The following is a 17,387-nucleotide window of genomic DNA, read 5'->3' as shown; positions in this document are numbered from 1 at the left end:
ACACTACCAACGCTCCAATGGTCCCCGAAGGTCACGCGTATTTAACAAACATGCAAAGTTTTTGTAACATCGCAGAGGTTGTAGTGCGTGTGGTGCATTACTCGTGTCATACAACGGTTCAGGTCAGATTTTGAACCAGTAAGAAGGCATCACAATATTCTGTAATTAATAAATAAAATGCGCCCGTGGATGTAATCCACAGGCGCAGTAGTCATGTTGTTTAGGGCTGTGGTCAGGGTTGTATTGCGAAGAACATCGTCTCACCTGAGTGGTCATCTACACCATCGTTGTCTGTCGAGACCCACATGGTCCCGTCGTCGGTGATGGCCAGACCCTCGACCTTGTCCAGAACGTAGCCACCCGTAGAGGTGAGCGCGGGTAGCAGATCAACAACCAGTTGGGGCTCCAGAACCGCAGGGGTTTCGCCCAGCGGAACCATTGCATCCATCGCGCTCAGCGGCACGCTGGTGATCTGCTTAGTCACGGCACGCGCATCAAGCTGGTTGTCGCGCTCGATGAAGTAAACCCTGTCATCATGGGCTGTGATTTCGGAAAGGCCCACCCAGCCTGTTGCTGGCACGGTCAGCGGATAATGGATGACGGACCATTCCTCGCTGTCGAGGTTATACCCCAACACCTTTGCGTGGTTTGCCGGATCATCGCGCCATTCGCGCTGCACGGCGATGTAAAGCATATCGCCCACCCGCGTGATGCCTTCGAACCCGAATCGGGCTTCGACGGCAAGCAGTGCGTTGGGCAAGGTGATGTAGTCTTCAATCGCGCCATCAGATCCGACGTGGTAGATCGCGTGCGGGACAAGGCGGTCGGAACGACCTTCGGACGCGATCCAGAAACCGCCCTCACCATCCAGCGTGATACCTTCCATATCCATCAGCTGTGCCGGCTGGCCTTCGCGCGTGACACGAATGGCATCGACGATCTGCGCGGGTGTCTGGCTGACGTCGATGTGGAAGATTGTCGGCTGCATTGCGTAAAAGCTGTCGTTGACTGCGTAGATCGTCCCGTCCTCGGCAGCGACCTGACCGGAAATCGCACCCCAACCGGTCAGCGTCTCGATGCCTGCGGATGTCAGATGCGGATAAGCGGCAGGCGCGTCCTGATATTCAAAGATCATGACATGGGCGCGCGGGCCTGCGTCGTCGGTCTCATTGGCAGAGATCAGCAGGTTACGTTCCGGAATGGTCACATAGCCTTCCGGCCCGATGCCCGATGGTAGCAATTGGGTCAACACGGGTGCGGCGGGATCGGTGATGTCATAGACACCGACGACCGATGCGCGTTCCGCGCCGACGAAGACGTAAGGTGTGCCACCGAAGGTATCGAAGGTCACGCTTTCGGGTTCCACACCCTTGTTGCCTGAACGTTCCTCAGGGTAGTGGCCGATCTGGATGATCGCATTTTCGAAATCCATCCCGCTTTCATAAACAAGGTCGCCGTCCTGGCTGAAGATCGTCCAGCCGCGCGATCCACCGTCCATGTCGCCTTCGTTGGCCATGGCGAAATGGGTGTTGTCGATCCAAGTGATGCTGTCGGGTTCGCGCGGGACAGTGATGGTCTGGTCAAACACCAGCGCGCCTTCTTCTTCTGTATCGACGCCTTCAAGCGTTACTTCGCCGGCAGAGAAGTGGCTCAGCACCGCGCCCGCGGAGGACAGAACGACAATGTGGTTGTTTTCCTGCAGGGTGACCACAACTTCGTTTTCGGCGTTGATCGAGACAAACTCGGGCTCGGGGTCTTCGGGGGCGATATCGGCCAGACCGGTGATATCGGCGACGCGGGCTGTCGCACAGTCGATCAGGCCGTCGGCGGTCAGGTCAACCATGAAGACAGAGCCGGCAGGCATCTGGCCGACGCGACCATCGCCAAGGTCCTCGTCGCGTTCGTTTTCAATGGCCACTGCAAGGAATGATCCGTCCGGCGCGATGCCCACGCTGTCAGGCTGGCCCGGCAGGTCGCAACGGCCGACTTCCTGTTGTGTGGTCATGTCGATTTCGACAAGAAAGCCTGAGGGTTCAGTGTAGCTGGGGGATGTGTTCACACCGGCCAGTGCGTAGTTGCCGATAACGGCCACAGATGTCGGTTCGCCGTCGGGCATGAATACACCGGCTGCGACAGGGTTTGCCGGATCCGTGATGTCGATAAAGCCGATCGAGGCGCCTGGGCTGTCTGTATAGACCAAGGTCATACCATCTTCGGAGGCCGCGATGATCTCGGCAGACGTCTCCTCCGCTTCGGGCAGGTTGTCTGCGACCATGAAAGAGGCGATGCGGTTGAAGTTCATGTCCTGCGCGAATGCAGGGGCCGCAAGCAAGGCAAGGGCAGACGTCATCGTCAGCGAGCGATAGGTCATTCGTTCTTCCTGTGTGATATCAAATGGACAGGGGGAGGATGACCTGTGACCAAGAACAAAAAGTCACAGAAAGACGACAGATTTGTAAAATAATGGTGGCAAGGCTGTTTCAGCACAGCCTTGTCATCTGGTCCTAAGGCAGGTCCGCCAGTTGCCGAAGGCAGCGGCGCAGAATTGCGTTTTCCTCGGCTGTGAATTGCGCGGAAACTTCGCGATCAAACTCTCCTGCTTTTCCACACAGGGCCTTGTAGGCCTTGTATCCCTCTGGTGTCAGGCAAAGGGTTTCGAAGCGGCGGTCATCTAGGTCTTTCTGACGCCTCAGAAAGCGGAGTCTTTCTAAAGCGCTGACAGCACGGCTCACTTTTGTTTTATGCGTCCGCGCACGGGCGCAGATATCACGCGCGGTCATGGCGCCGTAGCGGCCCAGATGAAACAGCACACGCCATTCGGTGCGGGTCATGCCGTACTGGGTCTTATAGCTGGTCTGGAAACCGCTGCTTGTGACCTCGCCGGCAATATTCAGCAGATAGGGCAGGAAGTCTTTCAGGTCGAAATGCGCGTCATCGTCCTCGGGGGGCGGGGCTCTCATAGGACATTTCCGTTGATAGTTACATTTTCAACTAATACCAAAGCGGTAGTTTCAAATGCAACGATTCGATCTGATCTGCCGGAAGGGTTTCCCATGAACAAGCAATCGCCGCGTTCCATGCAAGTCGCGCAATCTCCCGTCGGGACAACCGAGGGCTATATGCCGGGGTTCGGCAATGATTTTGAAACCGAGGCACTGCCCGGAGCCTTGCCTCAGGGCATGAACAGCCCGCAGAAATGCAACTACGGTTTGTATGGTGAGCAGTTGTCGGGAACGGCATTTACAGCCCCCAGCCATCAAAACGAACGCACATGGTGCTACCGCATCCGCCCGTCGGTCAAACACTCTGGCCGTTACAAGCGCATTGACGTGCCCTACTGGAAATCCGCACCGCATGTGATTGATGACGTCACCAGCCTCGGGCAGTACCGCTGGGACCCGCTGCCCCATGCCGACAAGCCGCTGACGTGGGTGACAGGCATGCACACGATGACCACGGCGGGCGATGTGAACACGCAGGTCGGCATGGCATCGCATGTCTATCTTGTGATCCAAAGCATGAAGGATGCATATTTTTATTCGGCAGACTCCGAATTGCTGGTGGTGCCGCAAGAAGGGCGCCTGCGGTTCTGTACGGAACTTGGCATTATTGATCTGGAACCCAAAGAGATCGCAATCCTGCCGCGGGGGCTGGTGTACCGTGTCGAAGTGATCGAGGGGCCGGCACGCGGTTTCGTGTGCGAAAACTACGGCCAGAAATTCGAACTGCCCGCGCGCGGCCCGATCGGGGCCAACTGCATGGCCAACCGACGTGATTTCAAAACGCCTGTTGCCGCCTTTGAAGACCGCGAGGTGCCAAGCACGCTGACGATGAAATGGTGTGGTCAATTCCACGAAACCGAGATCGCCCAAAGCCCTTTGGATGTTGTGGCATGGCACGGCAATTACGCGCCGGTCAAATATGACATGCGCAATTACTGCCCGATCGGGGCCATCCTGTTTGACCATCCCGATCCGTCGATCTTTACCGTACTGACGGCGCCATCCGGTGTGCCCGGCACGGCCAATATTGATTTTGTCCTGTTTCGCGAACGCTGGATGACGATGGAGGATACATTCCGCCCCCCTTGGTATCATAAGAACGTCATGTCCGAGCTGATGGGCAATATCTATGGCAAGTATGACGCCAAGCCGAACGGCTTCGCCCCCGGATCCATCAGCCTGCATAACATGATGATTCCGCACGGCCCTGACAAGGAAGCGTTCGAGCGGGCGTCGAATGCGGATCTCAAACCGGAAAAGCTCGACGAGACGATGTCGTTTATGTTCGAAACGCGGTTTCCGCAGCACCTGACGGCATTCGCCGCGAAAGAGGCACCGTTGCAGGACGATTACATTGATTGCTGGGCGTCGCTGGAAAAGAAATTCGACGGGACACCGGGCAAGAAATGACGCGCCGTGCATATCCAGACGTGAAAGGCTGCCGATGCCCTTGATGAAAAGCTGGGTGGCCAGCGCCAACTCCGCCGAGACACCTTTTCCACTGAACAACCTGCCATATGGCGTCTTTTCACTGGCGGACGAAGATCCGCGCTGCGGTGTCGCAATCGGGGATATGATCCTTGATATTGCGGCGCTGGAAGCGGCTGGACTGATTGAACTGGACGCGGAAGCGGTATTCGATCTGCCTTTCTGGAACCAGGTCATGGAACTGGGGCCAGAGGTTTGGGCCAATCTGCGCGCGCGCTTGCAAGAGATGCTGGCCGAGGGGTCTGGCGACCAAGCCACCATCACACCCTATCTGGTGCCACAGGCCGATGCGCAGTTGCACATGCCCTTTAAGGTGTCCGAGTACACGGATTTTTACGCCGGTCGCCAGCACGCGGAAAACATGGGCGCAATCCTGCGCGGATCCCCTGATCTGCCGGCAAATTGGCTGCACATTCCGATTGGCTACAATGGTCGCGCGTCATCGGTTGTGGTCTCCGGTACCGAGATAACCCGCCCCAATGGCCAGTCAAAGGCACCGGATGCCGATAGGCCGTCTTTTGGTCCGTCCAAACGGTTGGATATCGAGCTCGAAATGGGCGCGATTGTCGGCACACCCTCGGACTTTGGCGCACCGGTCACAGTGGATCAGGCCGATGCCATGATCTTTGGCTTTGTTCTGCTCAACGACTGGTCGGCGCGTGATATTCAGGGGTGGGAGTACCAGCCGCTCGGGCCGTTTCAGGGCAAGGCCTTCGGGACCTCGATCTCTCCATGGATTGTCACGAAAGCCGCACTGGAACCGTTCCGCGTGCCGACACCCGCGCGCGAAAAGGCATTGCTGCCCTATCTGGATGGCACAATTGACGGGCTCTACGACATCGCGCTTGAGGTCCTGATGCAGCCCGAAGGTGCCACCAAAGCGACGTCGATCTGCAAGACCAACGCCAAGCGGCTGTATTATTCTGCTGCCGAGCAATTGTGCCACCATGCAAGCGGCGGCTGCGGTATGAATGCGGGTGATCTTTTGGGGTCGGGGACGATCTCGGGACCTGAAAAATCCGAATTCGGATCACTGATGGAACTCAGCTGGGCAGGACGCACGCCGTTGACGCTCGACACCGGTGAGACACGCACATTCATTGAAGATAACGACACGTTGATCCTGCGCGGTGCCGCACTGGGTGACGGGTATCAAATCGGCTTCGGGACCTGCGAGGGCACGATCCGCCCTGCGGTCAAATTCCCTGCATAAGAGGACAGATAAAATGGCAAAAGCATTCGCATCCCAAGGGGATATGATCGAAAAGAAGATCACCTTTGACGAAGTCGGCGAAGGGCTTTGGGCCTTTACAGCCGAAGGCGATCCGAATTCGGGCGTGATCATCGGCGATGACAGCGTCATGATTGTCGAGGCGCAGGCAACGCCGCGGCTGGCCAACAAGGTCATCGAAAAGGTGCGCGAGGTTACCGACAAACCGATCAGCCATGTCGTGCTGACCCATTACCACGCGGTGCGCGTGCTGGGCGCATCGGCCTATGGTGCCGATCAGATCATCATGTCCGATACTGCCCGCGCCATGGTGGTCGAGCGGGGGCAAGAGGATTGGGACAGTGAATTCCAACGCTTCCCACGTCTTTTCGAGGGCCATGAATCCATCCCCGGCCTGACCTATCCAACCACGACCTTCAGCGATGCCATGACCGTCTATCTGGGTAAACGCCGTGTCGATATCAAACATATCGGCCGTGCCCATACGGCGGGTGATGCGATCATTCATGTGCCGGACCAGAACGTGATGTTCACAGGCGATATCGTGGAAGACCATTCCGCCTGTTATTGTGGTGACGGCTATTTCGGCGATTGGGGCCAGACGCTCGACAACATCAAGGCCTATGATGTGGATGCAATTGCACCGGGGCGCGGGGGGGCGTTGATCGGCAAAGAGGCTGTGGAGCGCGCCATTGAGAGCACCCGTGAATTCGTCGCAAGCACGTTTGAACCTGCCAAGAAGGTCGCCATGCGGGGTGGTTCACTCAAAGACGCATGGGACGCCGTGCGCGCGGAATGTGATCCGAAATTCAGCGATTACGCAATCTACGAGCACTGCCTGCCGTTCAACGTCAGCCGCGCTTACGACGAGGCCCGCGGGATCTGGCACCCGCGCATCTGGACCGACAAGCGCGATCTGGAAATGTGGGCGCAATTGCAGGGCTGAGGGTTCGTCAGGGGAGGTCAACATATGGTCGACGTGCGCTACGACATCGCATTCAAGCTCTATCCTTACGAAAAAGTGGCTGCCATAGGGGCTGCACCTGTACGCCATCCTGTCGTCATCATCGGGGGCGGGCCTGTGGGTATGGCGGCTGCCCTTGATCTGGGACGCAAGGGCACGCCGGTGCTGGTGCTTGATGACCATGAAGGGGTCGGGCAGGGCAGCCGTGCCATTTGTTTTGCCAAACGCACGCTCGAGATCTGCGACCGGCTGGGCGCGGGGCAGGCGATGGTCGACAAGGGCGTCGTCTGGAACGTGGGCAAAGTGTTTCATGGCGACCAGAAGGTCTTTGAATTCAACCTTCAACCCGAAGACGGGCACAAGGCGCCTGCCTTCATCAATCTGCAACAACCCTATTTCGAGAAGTTCCTCGTGGATGCCGTCCGCGAGGCCCAAAGCAATGGTTGCCCCATCGAAATCAGGGGGCAGAACGCTGTCACCGCCATAACCGTGCATGAGGATTTTGTCAGTGTCGATATCGACACGCCTGACGGGCCCTATCAGCTTGAGGCCGACTGGCTGATCGCCTGTGACGGTGCGCGTTCGCCCACCCGCGATATGTTGGGGCTGCGGTTTGACGGGCGCGTGTTCGAGGATAACTTCCTGATTGCCGACGTGAAAATGACAGCGGATTTCCCGACCGAGCGGTGGTTCTGGTTCGAGCCGCCTTTCAAGAACAGCGGCGCGTCGGCCCTGTTGCACAAACAACCCGACGACATCTGGCGCATTGATTTTCAGCTTGGATGGGACATTGACCGCGCCAAGGAACTGAAGCCCGAAAATATCCGTGCGCGGGTTGATGCGATGTTGGGCGAAGGGGCGGACTATACGCTTGAGTGGACTTCGATCTATACATTCCAATGCCGCCGCATGGAAAGCTTCCGTCATGGACGCGTGTTGTTCGCAGGTGACAGCGCGCATCAGGTTTCGCCTTTTGGCGCACGTGGTGCCAATTCGGGCGTGCAGGATGCCGACAACCTCGCATGGAAGCTGGATCTTGTCGTCAAAGGGTTGGCACCGGAGAGTTTACTCGACAGCTATTCCGAAGAGCGGGTGCATGGGGCGGATGAGAACATCCTCAATTCAACCCGCGCGACAGACTTCCTGACGCCAAAGACCGCGATCAGCAAGGTCTTCCGCAATGCCGTTCTTGAATTGGCGCAGAAACACGCCTTTGCACGGCCCCTGGTCAATTCCGGCCGCCTGTCGGTTCCTTGTGTCTATGACGGGCTGTCGTTGAACGGGCCGGATGAACTGAACGGACCCGCGCGGAGCCGTGTCGGGGCCAGTTGTGCCGATGCGCCTGTGGCGGATGGTTTTCTGTTGGAACAACTCGGCGGCGATTTCACGGTCTTGGCACTGAACACCGCGCCGTCTGATGTTGCGGATGTCGATGGCATTGCAGTGCGGACGATCAGGCTGGACACGAGGCATGATGATCCGACGGGGGCCATTGCGGCAAGGTATCTGGGGGATGAGCCCTGTGGGATCTATCTGATCCGGCCCGACCAGCATGTCGTCGCGCGCTGGGCTGTGGCAGATGCCGCAGATATCAAGGCCGCCGTGCGGACGGCAACAGTACGGGGAGGGTGACTATGGAACTCAATCTTGCACCAAACATCAATGATCCTGACGGGTTCTACGATGAACTTCTCGGCGCGCATAACGGGCTGAGCAAAGACGAAAGCGACGCGTTCAACGCGCGGTTGATCCTTGTTCTGGCCAACCATATTGGCGACCGCGCTATCCTGCGCGCCGCGTTGGAAGCCGCGAAATAGCGCGGCTAAATCTCAGGTCGTCTTGGCGGTGCAACTGCCGTGGCCAGAGTATTACGGACTGTCAGGATTTTGCGAAAGCAGGCGCGTTCGATTTACAACGCGCAGCGATCAATCGGCGGAGTCGCGGATTTCAAGGATCGTTGTTTCGGACAGTTTCTGGATCAGGGTCTGCTCCACCTCGGCCATCACCTTGGACACACGATCATACAGCGCATGTTCGACGCTGCATCCGTGCGCAGTGTCGTCAATTTGTGGCGCGGCCAGACGCTCATCAAGGGCAAGGTAGACATCCGCAAGCGTGATCTCTTGCGGTGGTCGGGCGAGGCGCCAACCGCCAGAATGACCCGCCTCGGATACCAGAAGCCCGGCCTGCCGTAAATTCCCCAGAACCCTGCGCACCACGACCGGGTTCGTGCCGGCATGGGCGGCAATGTCGGCGGATTTGCGCAGACTGTCGGGCGCATGGGCCATATGGCTGAGCGTGTGTAGGGCCAGTGACAGGCGGCTGTTGCGTTTCACAAGGTGATCTCCCGATGTGCGACCATTCACGTAACAATGTGAGTTGCGGGAATCGCGTAACTTCTCTAGTTACGGGAGTCAACGCCCACATTGCAAGGAAGCCAGCCATGAACCAAGACCGTCTCCCCGTCACAGTCCTGTCAGGCTTCTTGGGTGCTGGCAAGACAACGCTGCTGAACCGCGTCCTGAACAATCGCGAGGGGCGGCGCGTTGCGGTGATCGTGAACGATATGTCCGAAGTGAACATCGACGCCGATCTGGTGCGCGCCGAAGGCGCGCTGTCGCGCACCGATGAGACGCTGGTCGAGATGTCGAACGGCTGTATCTGCTGCACGCTGCGTGACGATCTCTTGCAGGAGGTGCGCCGCCTCGCGGCCATGGGGCGCTTTGACTATCTGCTGATCGAGTCCACCGGTATCTCTGAACCCTTGCCTGTCGCGGCCACCTTCGATTTCCGCGATGAGGCTGGGCAAAGCCTGTCGGATGTGGCGCGGCTTGATACGATGGTGACGGTCGTCGATGCGGTGAACCTGTTGCGTGACTATGCCAGCCACGATTTCCTGCGTGACCGCGGTGAGACGCTGGGCGCGGAGGACGACCGGACGCTGGTAAACCTGCTGGTCGAGCAGATCGAGTTTGCCGATGTGGTGATCCTGAACAAGATCAGTGATGCCGGACCCGAGCGGAGGGATGCGGCGCGCAAGATCATCCGCAGCCTGAACGCCGATGCACGTATCATTGAAACAAACCATTCAGACGTCGCAGCGGATGCGATCCTTGATACGGGTCTTTTTGATTTCGAAAAGGCGCATGAACATCCGATGTGGGCAAAGGAGCTTTACGGATTTGCCGATCACGTGCCGGAAACCGAAGAATACGGCGTATCATCCTATGTCTACCGTGCCCGCCAACCCTTCGCGCCTGAAGGCATTCTCGCCGTTCTGAACGGCGATTTGCCCGGCGTGATCCGTGCCAAGGGCCATTTCTGGATCGCGACACGGCCCGATTGGGTGGCTGAATTCTCGCTTGCGGGTGCGCTCTCGTCGGTCAAGCCGCTTGGCACATGGTGGGCGGCAGTGCCCCGCGAGCGTTGGCCAGACGATGACAGCGCACGGGCCTATGCCGCACAGCATTGGTCCGAGCCGTGGGGTGACCGGCGGCAGGAGATTGTCTTTATCGGTGCGGGGATCGACTGGCCTGCGATCCGGGCGCGGCTGGACGCCTGTCTGGTGCCCGAGACTGTGGCTGCCGGGCCTGACACGCTGCCCGATCTACCCGATCCTTTCCCGCTCTGGCGGCGTGCGGACGGGACATGACCGGCAATCTCGGTGAAACGGGTCTGAAGCGGAAACGGCGCAGGCAGGATCCGATGCGGGCCTATGACGCCCTGCCGCCTGCATTGCGGGGGTGGCTGGCAGATGCCGCCTTGCCATGGTCGCCCGTGTCATGCCGCCGCATCTGGCAACGTGCCCGCGCGCGGGGTGAGCCGATCGAGGCCGTTCTGGCGCGCCTTGAGCGCGCGCAGGCGCAAACACTTGCCAAGGATCCGATCTGGCGTGCCTCTCTGGCGGGGCAAGAGCGCAGTCACAACCGGGTCACGTCAAGTGATCTGTATCCGTGACAACGCCGGTCTTGGTCGCTTCCCGCTAACGCCCTTCGATCTGGATCGAGAAACTGCGCCGCGCGCCTGCTGGCGGGGTCGGAAAGGGGCCTGCGCCGCGCACCAGTTGCAGCGCTGCCTGGTCCAAGGCGTCCGAACCTGAAGGGCGGGCCAATGACACCGAGGCCAATCCGCCCTGCGGGCCAATGCTGAAGGACACCACAGCGGCGCCGCGCGCGCGCACACGCGGTTTACCCGCCTGTGACAGGATCCGCATGACCAGACCAGGGTAGTCGCTTGCAGCGGCATTTCCCGCAGCCTGCTGGCGCCCGCCAGGCCCGCTTTGTTGCGCGACGGCGTCCTGATTTCCCGATGCTTCACCCGCCTGCGCGTTGCGATCTGCATTTCCCGGCGCGGGTCTGGCGGGTGGTTGCTGGCGGGGAGCCGCCACCTGCACGGGCGCCTGCGTTTCCGCAAAATCTGCGCGGCGTGCCTGAGGGCGCATTGAGCGTGCCACAGCAAGGCTGTCGGCGGTTTCGGCGACGATCCGTGCCGGTCGCGGCTGTACCGCTTCAGGCGTTGCGGAGGCGGTGTCGCGCATCACAGGCAAGGCTTGCGTGGGTACGATACGCTCGGGCGTTTCGCTTTCGGCAGTCGCGGTCACGTGTTCGGGTGGCACTGTCTCTGCTTCAACTGGCACGGCCAGATCGGCTGTCTTTGCCGGTGGTATCTCTGTCGGTGGCGTTTCTTGGGCCGCTTCCGGTCGCGTAGCACTCAGGGTGCCGGCCGCCATGTCTGCAAATGCGCTGCCCAGCCGGACCTCGGCGGCACCTCCACCACCCTCGGTCTGTGGCGTTTCCGGCGCGACAAACGTAATGGCCAGCGCGCTATGGGCAACAAGGGCCAGAGACAGGGCCACCAACTTGGCCGGACCGGTATGGCGCATTATTCCAACCCCTGTTCGGTCACGATCACAACGTGCTCCGCGCCCGCCGCGCGCAAGGCACGGCCTTGGGTGACCAGCATTGACGCCGGCAGATCACGGTCCGGGATGATCCGCACGCGCGCGCGCGCCGTTTCGGGGAGGCTGGCGACAAAAGCTGCGGTCGAGGTGACGACTGCACCTTCATAGGTCATGCGCCCGTCGGCGTGCAAAACCAGCGCATCTGCGGGTGCAGCACCCGCAAGATCAGCGGTGCGTACCAGCCGCAGATCCTTGTCCAGTGGTGTGGCCAGTGAGCCTGCGACAAGAAAGAAGATCAGCATCAGGAAAACGATATTGATCAGCGCGATGGTCGGTTCGCGTTCGCTTCGGGTGCGGCGATGTCTCATGTCGCCTCCAGAACCGTTACAGTGATATGCGGGATCGCACGGAGAGCCACTAGCAGGTCAGTCAGTCGCTGCGCCGTCACATCAGCGCCGGTCGAGACCAGCACCCCAAGGGGGGTATCACCGGTCCTGTGCGCGGCGAGCGCCGGGGGCAAACTGTCAAGAGCCGTTTCCGAGCCGTTCAGGCGCAACGATACTGCGGCCAGTGATAAAAAGACCGGACGTTCAGAGGAGGCAGTTCCCCCTGAGCGGGCCGCGGCAAACTCGACCTCGGAGAAGCGGGTGAATGTCGAGGACAGCATGAAAAACAGAAGCAGCAGGAAGATGACGTCAATCAGGGATGTCATCGACAGCCTGCGCCTGCGGCGTATATTACGCATGGGCGGCGACACCGTGCAGGTCCGTGACTATACGATTACCTGAAGGCGACAGCACCGTGTGCAGGGCCTTTTGCGCCAGCACGCGGTCTGCATCCATGCGGGTCTCGAGCCAACTCAGGATGACAGAGGTCGGCATCGCCACAGCAAGGCCTGCAGCAGTGGTTAACAGGGCCACCCAGATGCCACCTGCAAGGATCGCGGGGTCGACTTGGGTCCCTGCCTGCTGAAGCGCCTGAAACGCAGAAATCATGCCAAGAACGGTGCCGAACAGACCCAAGAGGGGGGCAAGCTGTGCGACGGAGTCGAGAAACCTGAAGCCGCTTTCCAGCCGGGCAAAGCGTGCCTCGGCCTCTGCTTCAAGGCGGGCCGCATCCGTCTGGCCGTCAAGCGCCATGGTGACAACCGGAACAAGGTAGCTGCGCGACCTGCTGAGGTGAGCGCGTGCTGCTGTCCTGTCGCCTGTATCCCATGCTGCGATGGCATCCTGCAGCGCCTTGTGGCGTCCGACACCTGCCGCCGCGAACTGCCAGAGTTTGAACAGAACCATTGCCAGAACCAGAACCGAAAGCACGCAAAGCAGCAGGACGACAGGTCCGCCAAGCGCTGCCAGCTGCCGTACACTCTCTTGAAGCTGGACGATCATCCCAGCACCTCGACATCGGTGCGGCTCTGAAGTGCGAGCCCGTCGCTGCAAGCACCTGCAGGCAGATTGTCTCCGGCGCAGGTTTCTGCGCCGTTGATCAGAAGGCTTCCCATTGACGCACAGGCAAGACCGGGCACCACGAATTGCCGCACGCGGGGCCGCGCTGCGGGCAGGGCGCCGAAATCAAAGAGTGTGAGCCGGTCAACACGTCCTTGCGTGTCAAAAAGCACCGCCTCGTAGACTGCTTGTTGGATATCAATGCTGTGTCCGTTCCGGACAAGAAAACTGATCCGGCAGGCCTCTTCGACAGGCTCTACGGCATTGAGTTCAATAGAGATATGCGCGCCCTGTGCCTCTTGTGCGAGGGCAGGCGCAGCCAACAAACAGGCAGCCAGAACGGTAGCTGCACGCACTGATTTGAATTTGGACATTCTTCCAGCCTTCGATTTCCCGATGGGTCATCTGGCTGGGGCGCCACGCCCTTGCTGGATGGCGCTTTGTTACCATCCAGCAGGTTCGTGTTCAATACCTGATTAAATTAGTATGTCTTTTTCTGCAGGGGGCGCAGGACGAGGACCGTCCTGTCCGCTTCAGGCCAGGTGTGACCGCAGCATCCAGGCGAATTTTTCATGTACCTGGCCGCGCGCAATGCAGAGATCTTCGGTCAGCGTGTCACCATGACCTGCGGCAAGTTCACCTGCACCGGCAATTGTTTCGGCCAGCGTTTCCTGTGCTTCCTTCATAAGACGGATCATCTCTTCGGCAGCGGGTACACCATCAACTTCCGCGACTTTGGAGCGTTTCAACATTCCGGCGAGCGTTCCCTCTGCATGGGCGTCGAGCGCCTTGATCCGTTCGGCCAGATCGTCCTGAGCAACGAAATGGTCCTCGTAGATCTTCTGGAACAGATCATGCAGGGGGCCAAAGGCCATGCCGGTCACATTCCAATGGAAGTTTTGTGCCAGCATCGTGGTTACTGCGGTTTCCGCAACGCACTGATTGAGTGCCTCGGCAATCTGTGTGGTTGCGTCGGTTGAAAGTGTCTGGGCGGTTTGGGTCAAGGGGGCCTCCTGCATCAAAAAAATAACTTTTGTGCTGGCTGGCAGTTAGCTGGCTTGCACCACTTTTATATATGGTGGAATTGCATCGGACAAGCGGTTTTAGAACGATTCTAAACTTGAGTAAAACTGTCAGTTACATTGCGTAGAAGGAACACCAGATTCCGGTGCGCATGCTTCGGAACACGCGAATTCAGAAGGAAAGTTGCGCTGGCCTCATCATCGTTCTTGAGGCTGCGGGCCAATGCGAGCAGCCATTTTTCATCAAACGAGGTTTCCTTCTCTCCGACACGAAAGAAAGCCGGACGGCGTTGCAAAGCCTGGGACAGGCACCGCACCAGCACTTCGGCTGCCGCATGTCTTGCGATATTGCGGTTCGCCGACAGGGCGGCACAGGCACCGAAAAGCTCGATATACGCCTTGCACCGGTTGGTGCGCGCGACACCGCGCAGGTGGTCGATCAGGCCTTCCGAGGCATCCGAACCATCCGGCGCCAAGGCGCGTTTGGAAGAGATCTGACGAACGGATGCGGGCATCTCGTCATGGTCCTTATTGTTGGGACTTTCGCGGCGCAATCTGTTCAAGCGGCCTTCCCGCCATCCAGCATCGTGAGGGTCACCTTTTTCTTGCGGCACCGCTTTTCATACACCTGTTCCCAGTGTTTGTAGCGCCCCATGACGGACTGTTGGGCGACGACAAGCGCGACAAAGGCCTCGCGGTGTTTGTTCTTTTTCAAAGCCTTGAAGGTCGACTTCTGCGCTTTGGTCATGGAACATCCGATGCAATGGCCTTCGCGTTTGAATTTGCAGACGCTGATGCAGGGGCTAGGGATCTTGGACATGATAGGCTCGCTGGATGTGTGGGCACGGTGCCCGTTCTGGCTGGGGCGTGTTGTTCAGTGAAGGGTACGGTCCTCGGGTTTGTGTCGGGGCAGGGGTGTGGCGAGCCCCGTTTGGACCATGCGCTGCATTGCGAGGCCGACCCGCGCCGCCATAAGGGCAACCGGTTCGGCATGGCGTGCGGGCACAATCAAGCTTGCGATCATCGCCGCCTCGGCCAGATCGCCGCGCGCGGCTTCGCGGACAAGGGTTTGCAGGATCGCTTCGTCAGAGCCGATACAGGTGCACCCAAGCCCGTGCCGGACAAGCGGCCTGCGAGCAAACCTGCACAGATCGGACAGCAGGCACTCGAAGTTACGCAGTTCTGCAAGCCCCTCAACGGTGCCAAAATTCTGCGCAAAACCGTTCCAGACTTCGGCCTGACTATCAGGACCCGCCATCCAGAACCGCACCGACATGATCAGTTCGGCTTCCCAAGGTGCGATGTCGGTCAAATGGCCGACCACGCTGGAGCCTGTGGTATGTGCGGTCCCTGTCATTTGGTCAGGATCAGCTTGCCTGCGCGCGTGATGCGCAGGGTGTAGGTCTGGCCATCCAGCACAATGTCGGCCTTAAGGCCGTTGCGGATCAGATCGCGTGCGTCGTAGGTATCCGTGTCAGCGGTCCGGTCGACTGGACTGGGGCGCGGCATTTTCTGCATCAGGCTCATCGACCCTCTCCTGCCGTGCGCATGCGATTGCGTTGCAGGTCGATCAGATGTTCAAGCGCGAATCCCTCTATCTGTGCGCTATCAGCGCCGGATTGCACGATTTCACGCCATGTAGAGCTGGCAGTATCAGGCTTCTGGTTGGTTGCCTGGGCGGCGGGTGTCATCACGATTTCATCCTTTACATTGACATCCGGGCTGCCGTTCGCGGTGGCTTGGACGGGCATCGAACGATGCATTGAAAAATCCGACAAATTAGGTCGGGAATTATTTCTTACTAGGCTATTCTGATTTATTTTGTCAAGTATAGATGCTGGGCGGAGAAGCCTTCAAACATGCCGACGCCGATCAAGCGGCATCGGTTTGTTCGAGAAATCTCAAACGATTGCCGAACGGGTCCGTGATGACCATTTCAATGCCCCAGGGAAGCGTTTCCAATCTGGGTCGCATGTTCGGGTAGGGCGGAAGGCGTTGATGCCATTCCGCCAATCCTGCAACGTATACGATTGCGGTTGATCCCGGGGTGGCATCGCCATGATGCTCACTCAGATGCAGATGGAACGCACCTAGTCTGAGGAAAGCGTAGAGGGGTGCACCGGGGTGAAACCGATGCTCGCCCTCCCACGTAAAGCCGAGCCATTCGAGGTAAAAGGCCCGCGCTTTGGCCTCATCGAAGCTGCGAAAGACCGGAGCTGATCGGATGATTTCAGGCGTCATGCGCTTTGCAGTGCGTCGATCTGCTGGATTGCGGTGAACCCCTCAAAACGTGGCGCGCCCTCGTGCAGCTTGCGGCTTTGGCCTGCGCGGGCGTGCGAGGCGCGGAATTCTGCGCTGGTTGTCCATGCGCGGAAATGTGCCTCGGACTGCCACAGGGTATGCGAGGCATAGAGAATTTTGCCGTCGTCCTCGGGGCCCTTCAGCATGTGGAAGGACACGAAACCGTCCATGTCCTGCAATTTGCTTTCCCGGGTCAGCCAAAGCTCTTCGAATTCAGCGGCGTTTTCCAAGGGTACAGTGAAACGGTTCATCGCGAGGTACATCTTTTTCTCCTTAGTTGGATGTCAGGGATTTACAGGGATCGTCACGTTCCGCGGGTGGGACGATGCGGACCTCGTCGAAAGGAAGTCCTGCGTCTTCTTCGACAAAGCCGATCGCATAGGTTGTCACCTCAGGGGCCGCTCTGGCGATCTTGGCGGGTACGCCCCAATCGGTGCGGGCGTGGCCGTTTCCGGCGATCACGGCGACGGGTGGTCCATAGGTTTCGAGCGCCGCAAGGGCGGCGCGGGCAAAAACCGCATCGCGGTAGCGCTGCACGCTGACCATACCCGCCATCATCGCAAACGGCATGGCTTCGCAATGCGCCTCGAATTGCAGTTGCATGCGTGTCTCTTGCTGGCTTTCCGGCAAAGCCACATCCAGACCGAAACGCGCGGCGTCTTCACCGAAAAGGGAAGTGGCACCATCACTGTAGACACTCTGGATCGCGTCGCGCGGGGCTGCAGCGCCGACGATGCGCGCCTCGCCCATGGCCTCAAAGATCGGTGCATAGATCGGGAAATCACCCCAACCGCTCGCCTCCCAAGCGGCGGCGATCTGGGTCCGGTCGGCGTCGGCACGCGCGGCTTGCTCTGCGGTCAGCATCTCGAACACGACCGCGGTGGGCCGCAGGTCCTGCAGGGCGGCGGCCTGGCCCAGATGCGCATCAGGGTTGTCATGGACCTCGCCAAGAATAACGATGTCGGCCACAGGTTCGGCCGCGGCAGGCAGGGCGAGCACCAATAACAGAGCAGTCAGTCGCATAGGGGTTCCTT

General features: G+C 59.2%; 24 protein-coding genes. 7 read left to right on the top strand and 17 right to left on the bottom strand.

Annotated features, from left to right (window positions below):
- Positions 1 to 232 precede the first annotated feature (232 nt).
- Positions 233 to 2,371: an esterase-like activity of phytase family protein gene (locus C7964_RS08270; protein WP_110279182.1), complete on the bottom strand. Its 2,139-nt coding sequence runs from the start codon at positions 2,369 to 2,371 to the stop codon at positions 233 to 235.
- A gap of 133 nt (positions 2,372 to 2,504) precedes the next feature.
- Positions 2,505 to 2,960, bottom strand: a complete 456-nt coding sequence (locus C7964_RS08265; protein ID WP_110279181.1) for a MarR family winged helix-turn-helix transcriptional regulator — start codon at positions 2,958 to 2,960, stop codon at positions 2,505 to 2,507.
- Between the two features lie 93 nt (positions 2,961 to 3,053).
- Here C7964_RS08265 and hmgA point away from each other — a divergent pair, with 93 nt between their 5' ends.
- Genes hmgA through C7964_RS08240 form a run of 5 tightly spaced genes read left to right on the top strand, consistent with a single transcriptional unit; the run spans position 3,054 to position 8,502 of the window.
- Complete coding sequence (gene hmgA, locus C7964_RS08260) at positions 3,054 to 4,412, top strand: homogentisate 1,2-dioxygenase (protein WP_110279180.1); 1,359 nt, start codon at positions 3,054 to 3,056, stop codon at positions 4,410 to 4,412.
- A 34-nt stretch (positions 4,413 to 4,446) separates the two neighbouring features.
- Complete coding sequence (gene fahA / locus C7964_RS08255; protein WP_110279179.1) at positions 4,447 to 5,703, top strand: fumarylacetoacetase; 1,257 nt, start codon at positions 4,447 to 4,449, stop codon at positions 5,701 to 5,703.
- A 13-nt stretch (positions 5,704 to 5,716) separates the two neighbouring features.
- Positions 5,717 to 6,667 (top strand): MBL fold metallo-hydrolase, encoded by a 951-nt coding sequence (locus tag C7964_RS08250; RefSeq protein WP_110279178.1) that lies wholly within the window; start codon positions 5,717 to 5,719, stop codon positions 6,665 to 6,667.
- A 24-nt stretch (positions 6,668 to 6,691) separates the two neighbouring features.
- A complete protein-coding gene (locus tag C7964_RS08245) occupies positions 6,692 to 8,317 on the top strand; it encodes an FAD-dependent oxidoreductase (RefSeq protein WP_110279177.1) in 1,626 nt (541 codons plus the stop codon).
- Positions 8,318 to 8,319: 2 nt separating this feature from the next.
- The gene (locus C7964_RS08240) at positions 8,320 to 8,502 is read left to right on the top strand and encodes a DUF2783 domain-containing protein (protein ID WP_110279176.1); all 183 of its coding nucleotides are present in this window, start codon (positions 8,320 to 8,322) and stop codon (positions 8,500 to 8,502) included.
- A gap of 108 nt (positions 8,503 to 8,610) precedes the next feature.
- Here C7964_RS08240 and C7964_RS08235 read toward each other — a convergent pair whose 3' ends face one another.
- Positions 8,611 to 9,021 carry an RrF2 family transcriptional regulator gene (locus tag C7964_RS08235; protein ID WP_110279175.1) on the bottom strand — a complete coding sequence of 137 codons (411 nt, stop codon included), beginning with the start codon at positions 9,019 to 9,021 and terminating at the stop codon, positions 8,611 to 8,613.
- Between the two features lie 107 nt (positions 9,022 to 9,128).
- Here C7964_RS08235 and C7964_RS08230 point away from each other — a divergent pair, with 107 nt between their 5' ends.
- Positions 9,129 to 10,337 (top strand): GTP-binding protein, encoded by a 1,209-nt coding sequence (locus tag C7964_RS08230; RefSeq protein ID WP_110279174.1) that lies wholly within the window; start codon positions 9,129 to 9,131, stop codon positions 10,335 to 10,337.
- The gene (locus tag C7964_RS08225; RefSeq protein WP_110279173.1) at positions 10,334 to 10,642 is read left to right on the top strand and encodes a DUF6525 family protein; all 309 of its coding nucleotides are present in this window, start codon (positions 10,334 to 10,336) and stop codon (positions 10,640 to 10,642) included. Before C7964_RS08230 ends, C7964_RS08225 begins: the two co-directional genes overlap by 4 nt.
- Before the next feature lie 25 nt (positions 10,643 to 10,667).
- On the opposite strand, the gene C7964_RS08220 is transcribed toward C7964_RS08225, so the two are convergent.
- From C7964_RS08220 to C7964_RS08155, 14 genes are all read right to left on the bottom strand, one after another.
- Entirely contained in the window at positions 10,668 to 11,567 is a 900-nt protein-coding gene (locus C7964_RS08220; protein ID WP_286163845.1) for an energy transducer TonB family protein, read from the bottom strand.
- Complete coding sequence (locus C7964_RS08215) at positions 11,567 to 11,953, bottom strand: ExbD/TolR family protein (RefSeq protein ID WP_110279171.1); 387 nt, start codon at positions 11,951 to 11,953, stop codon at positions 11,567 to 11,569. Before C7964_RS08215 ends, C7964_RS08220 begins: the two co-directional genes overlap by 1 nt.
- Positions 11,950 to 12,330, bottom strand: coding sequence for a biopolymer transporter ExbD (locus tag C7964_RS08210; protein ID WP_286163844.1), 381 nt, complete (start codon positions 12,328 to 12,330; stop codon positions 11,950 to 11,952). The genes C7964_RS08215 and C7964_RS08210 overlap by 4 nt, the downstream gene beginning before the upstream one ends.
- On the bottom strand, positions 12,323 to 12,973 hold the full coding sequence (locus C7964_RS08205; protein WP_110279169.1) for a MotA/TolQ/ExbB proton channel family protein: 651 nt from the start codon (positions 12,971 to 12,973) through the stop codon (positions 12,323 to 12,325). The genes C7964_RS08210 and C7964_RS08205 overlap by 8 nt, the downstream gene beginning before the upstream one ends.
- Positions 12,970 to 13,404 (bottom strand): hypothetical protein, encoded by a 435-nt coding sequence (locus tag C7964_RS08200; RefSeq protein ID WP_110279168.1) that lies wholly within the window; start codon positions 13,402 to 13,404, stop codon positions 12,970 to 12,972. Before C7964_RS08200 ends, C7964_RS08205 begins: the two co-directional genes overlap by 4 nt.
- 159 nt (positions 13,405 to 13,563) lie before the next feature.
- Positions 13,564 to 14,034, bottom strand: a complete 471-nt coding sequence (locus C7964_RS08195) for a Dps family protein (RefSeq protein ID WP_110279457.1) — start codon at positions 14,032 to 14,034, stop codon at positions 13,564 to 13,566.
- A gap of 110 nt (positions 14,035 to 14,144) precedes the next feature.
- Positions 14,145 to 14,615: a hypothetical protein gene (locus C7964_RS08190; protein WP_146214838.1), complete on the bottom strand. Its 471-nt coding sequence runs from the start codon at positions 14,613 to 14,615 to the stop codon at positions 14,145 to 14,147.
- The gene (locus tag C7964_RS08185; protein ID WP_110279166.1) at positions 14,612 to 14,872 is read right to left on the bottom strand and encodes a DUF1289 domain-containing protein; all 261 of its coding nucleotides are present in this window, start codon (positions 14,870 to 14,872) and stop codon (positions 14,612 to 14,614) included. The genes C7964_RS08190 and C7964_RS08185 overlap by 4 nt, the downstream gene beginning before the upstream one ends.
- Positions 14,873 to 14,926: 54 nt before the next feature.
- Positions 14,927 to 15,409, bottom strand: coding sequence for a hypothetical protein (locus tag C7964_RS08180; protein ID WP_110279165.1), 483 nt, complete (start codon positions 15,407 to 15,409; stop codon positions 14,927 to 14,929).
- Positions 15,406 to 15,570 carry a hemin uptake protein HemP gene (locus C7964_RS08175; RefSeq protein ID WP_400088881.1) on the bottom strand — a complete coding sequence of 55 codons (165 nt, stop codon included), beginning with the start codon at positions 15,568 to 15,570 and terminating at the stop codon, positions 15,406 to 15,408. The genes C7964_RS08180 and C7964_RS08175 overlap by 4 nt, the downstream gene beginning before the upstream one ends.
- 5 nt (positions 15,571 to 15,575) lie before the next feature.
- Positions 15,576 to 15,815 (bottom strand): hypothetical protein, encoded by a 240-nt coding sequence (locus C7964_RS08170; RefSeq protein ID WP_146214837.1) that lies wholly within the window; start codon positions 15,813 to 15,815, stop codon positions 15,576 to 15,578.
- A 109-nt stretch (positions 15,816 to 15,924) separates the two neighbouring features.
- Entirely contained in the window at positions 15,925 to 16,293 is a 369-nt protein-coding gene (locus tag C7964_RS08165; RefSeq protein WP_110279162.1) for a glyoxalase superfamily protein, read from the bottom strand.
- On the bottom strand, positions 16,290 to 16,616 hold the full coding sequence (hmuQ, locus tag C7964_RS08160) for a heme-degrading protein HmuQ (protein WP_110279161.1): 327 nt from the start codon (positions 16,614 to 16,616) through the stop codon (positions 16,290 to 16,292). The genes C7964_RS08165 and hmuQ overlap by 4 nt, the downstream gene beginning before the upstream one ends.
- A gap of 10 nt (positions 16,617 to 16,626) precedes the next feature.
- Positions 16,627 to 17,376 carry a ChaN family lipoprotein gene (locus C7964_RS08155; RefSeq protein WP_110279160.1) on the bottom strand — a complete coding sequence of 250 codons (750 nt, stop codon included), beginning with the start codon at positions 17,374 to 17,376 and terminating at the stop codon, positions 16,627 to 16,629.
- Positions 17,377 to 17,387 lie beyond the last annotated feature (11 nt).

Origin of the sequence: Loktanella sp. PT4BL (assembly GCF_003201935.1) — a bacterium.
In the GTDB taxonomy this organism is placed as follows: domain Bacteria; phylum Pseudomonadota; class Alphaproteobacteria; order Rhodobacterales; family Rhodobacteraceae; genus Yoonia.
The sequence above is the reverse complement of the archived record's forward strand: the minus strand, read 5'-3'. Positions and strand labels throughout refer to the sequence as shown.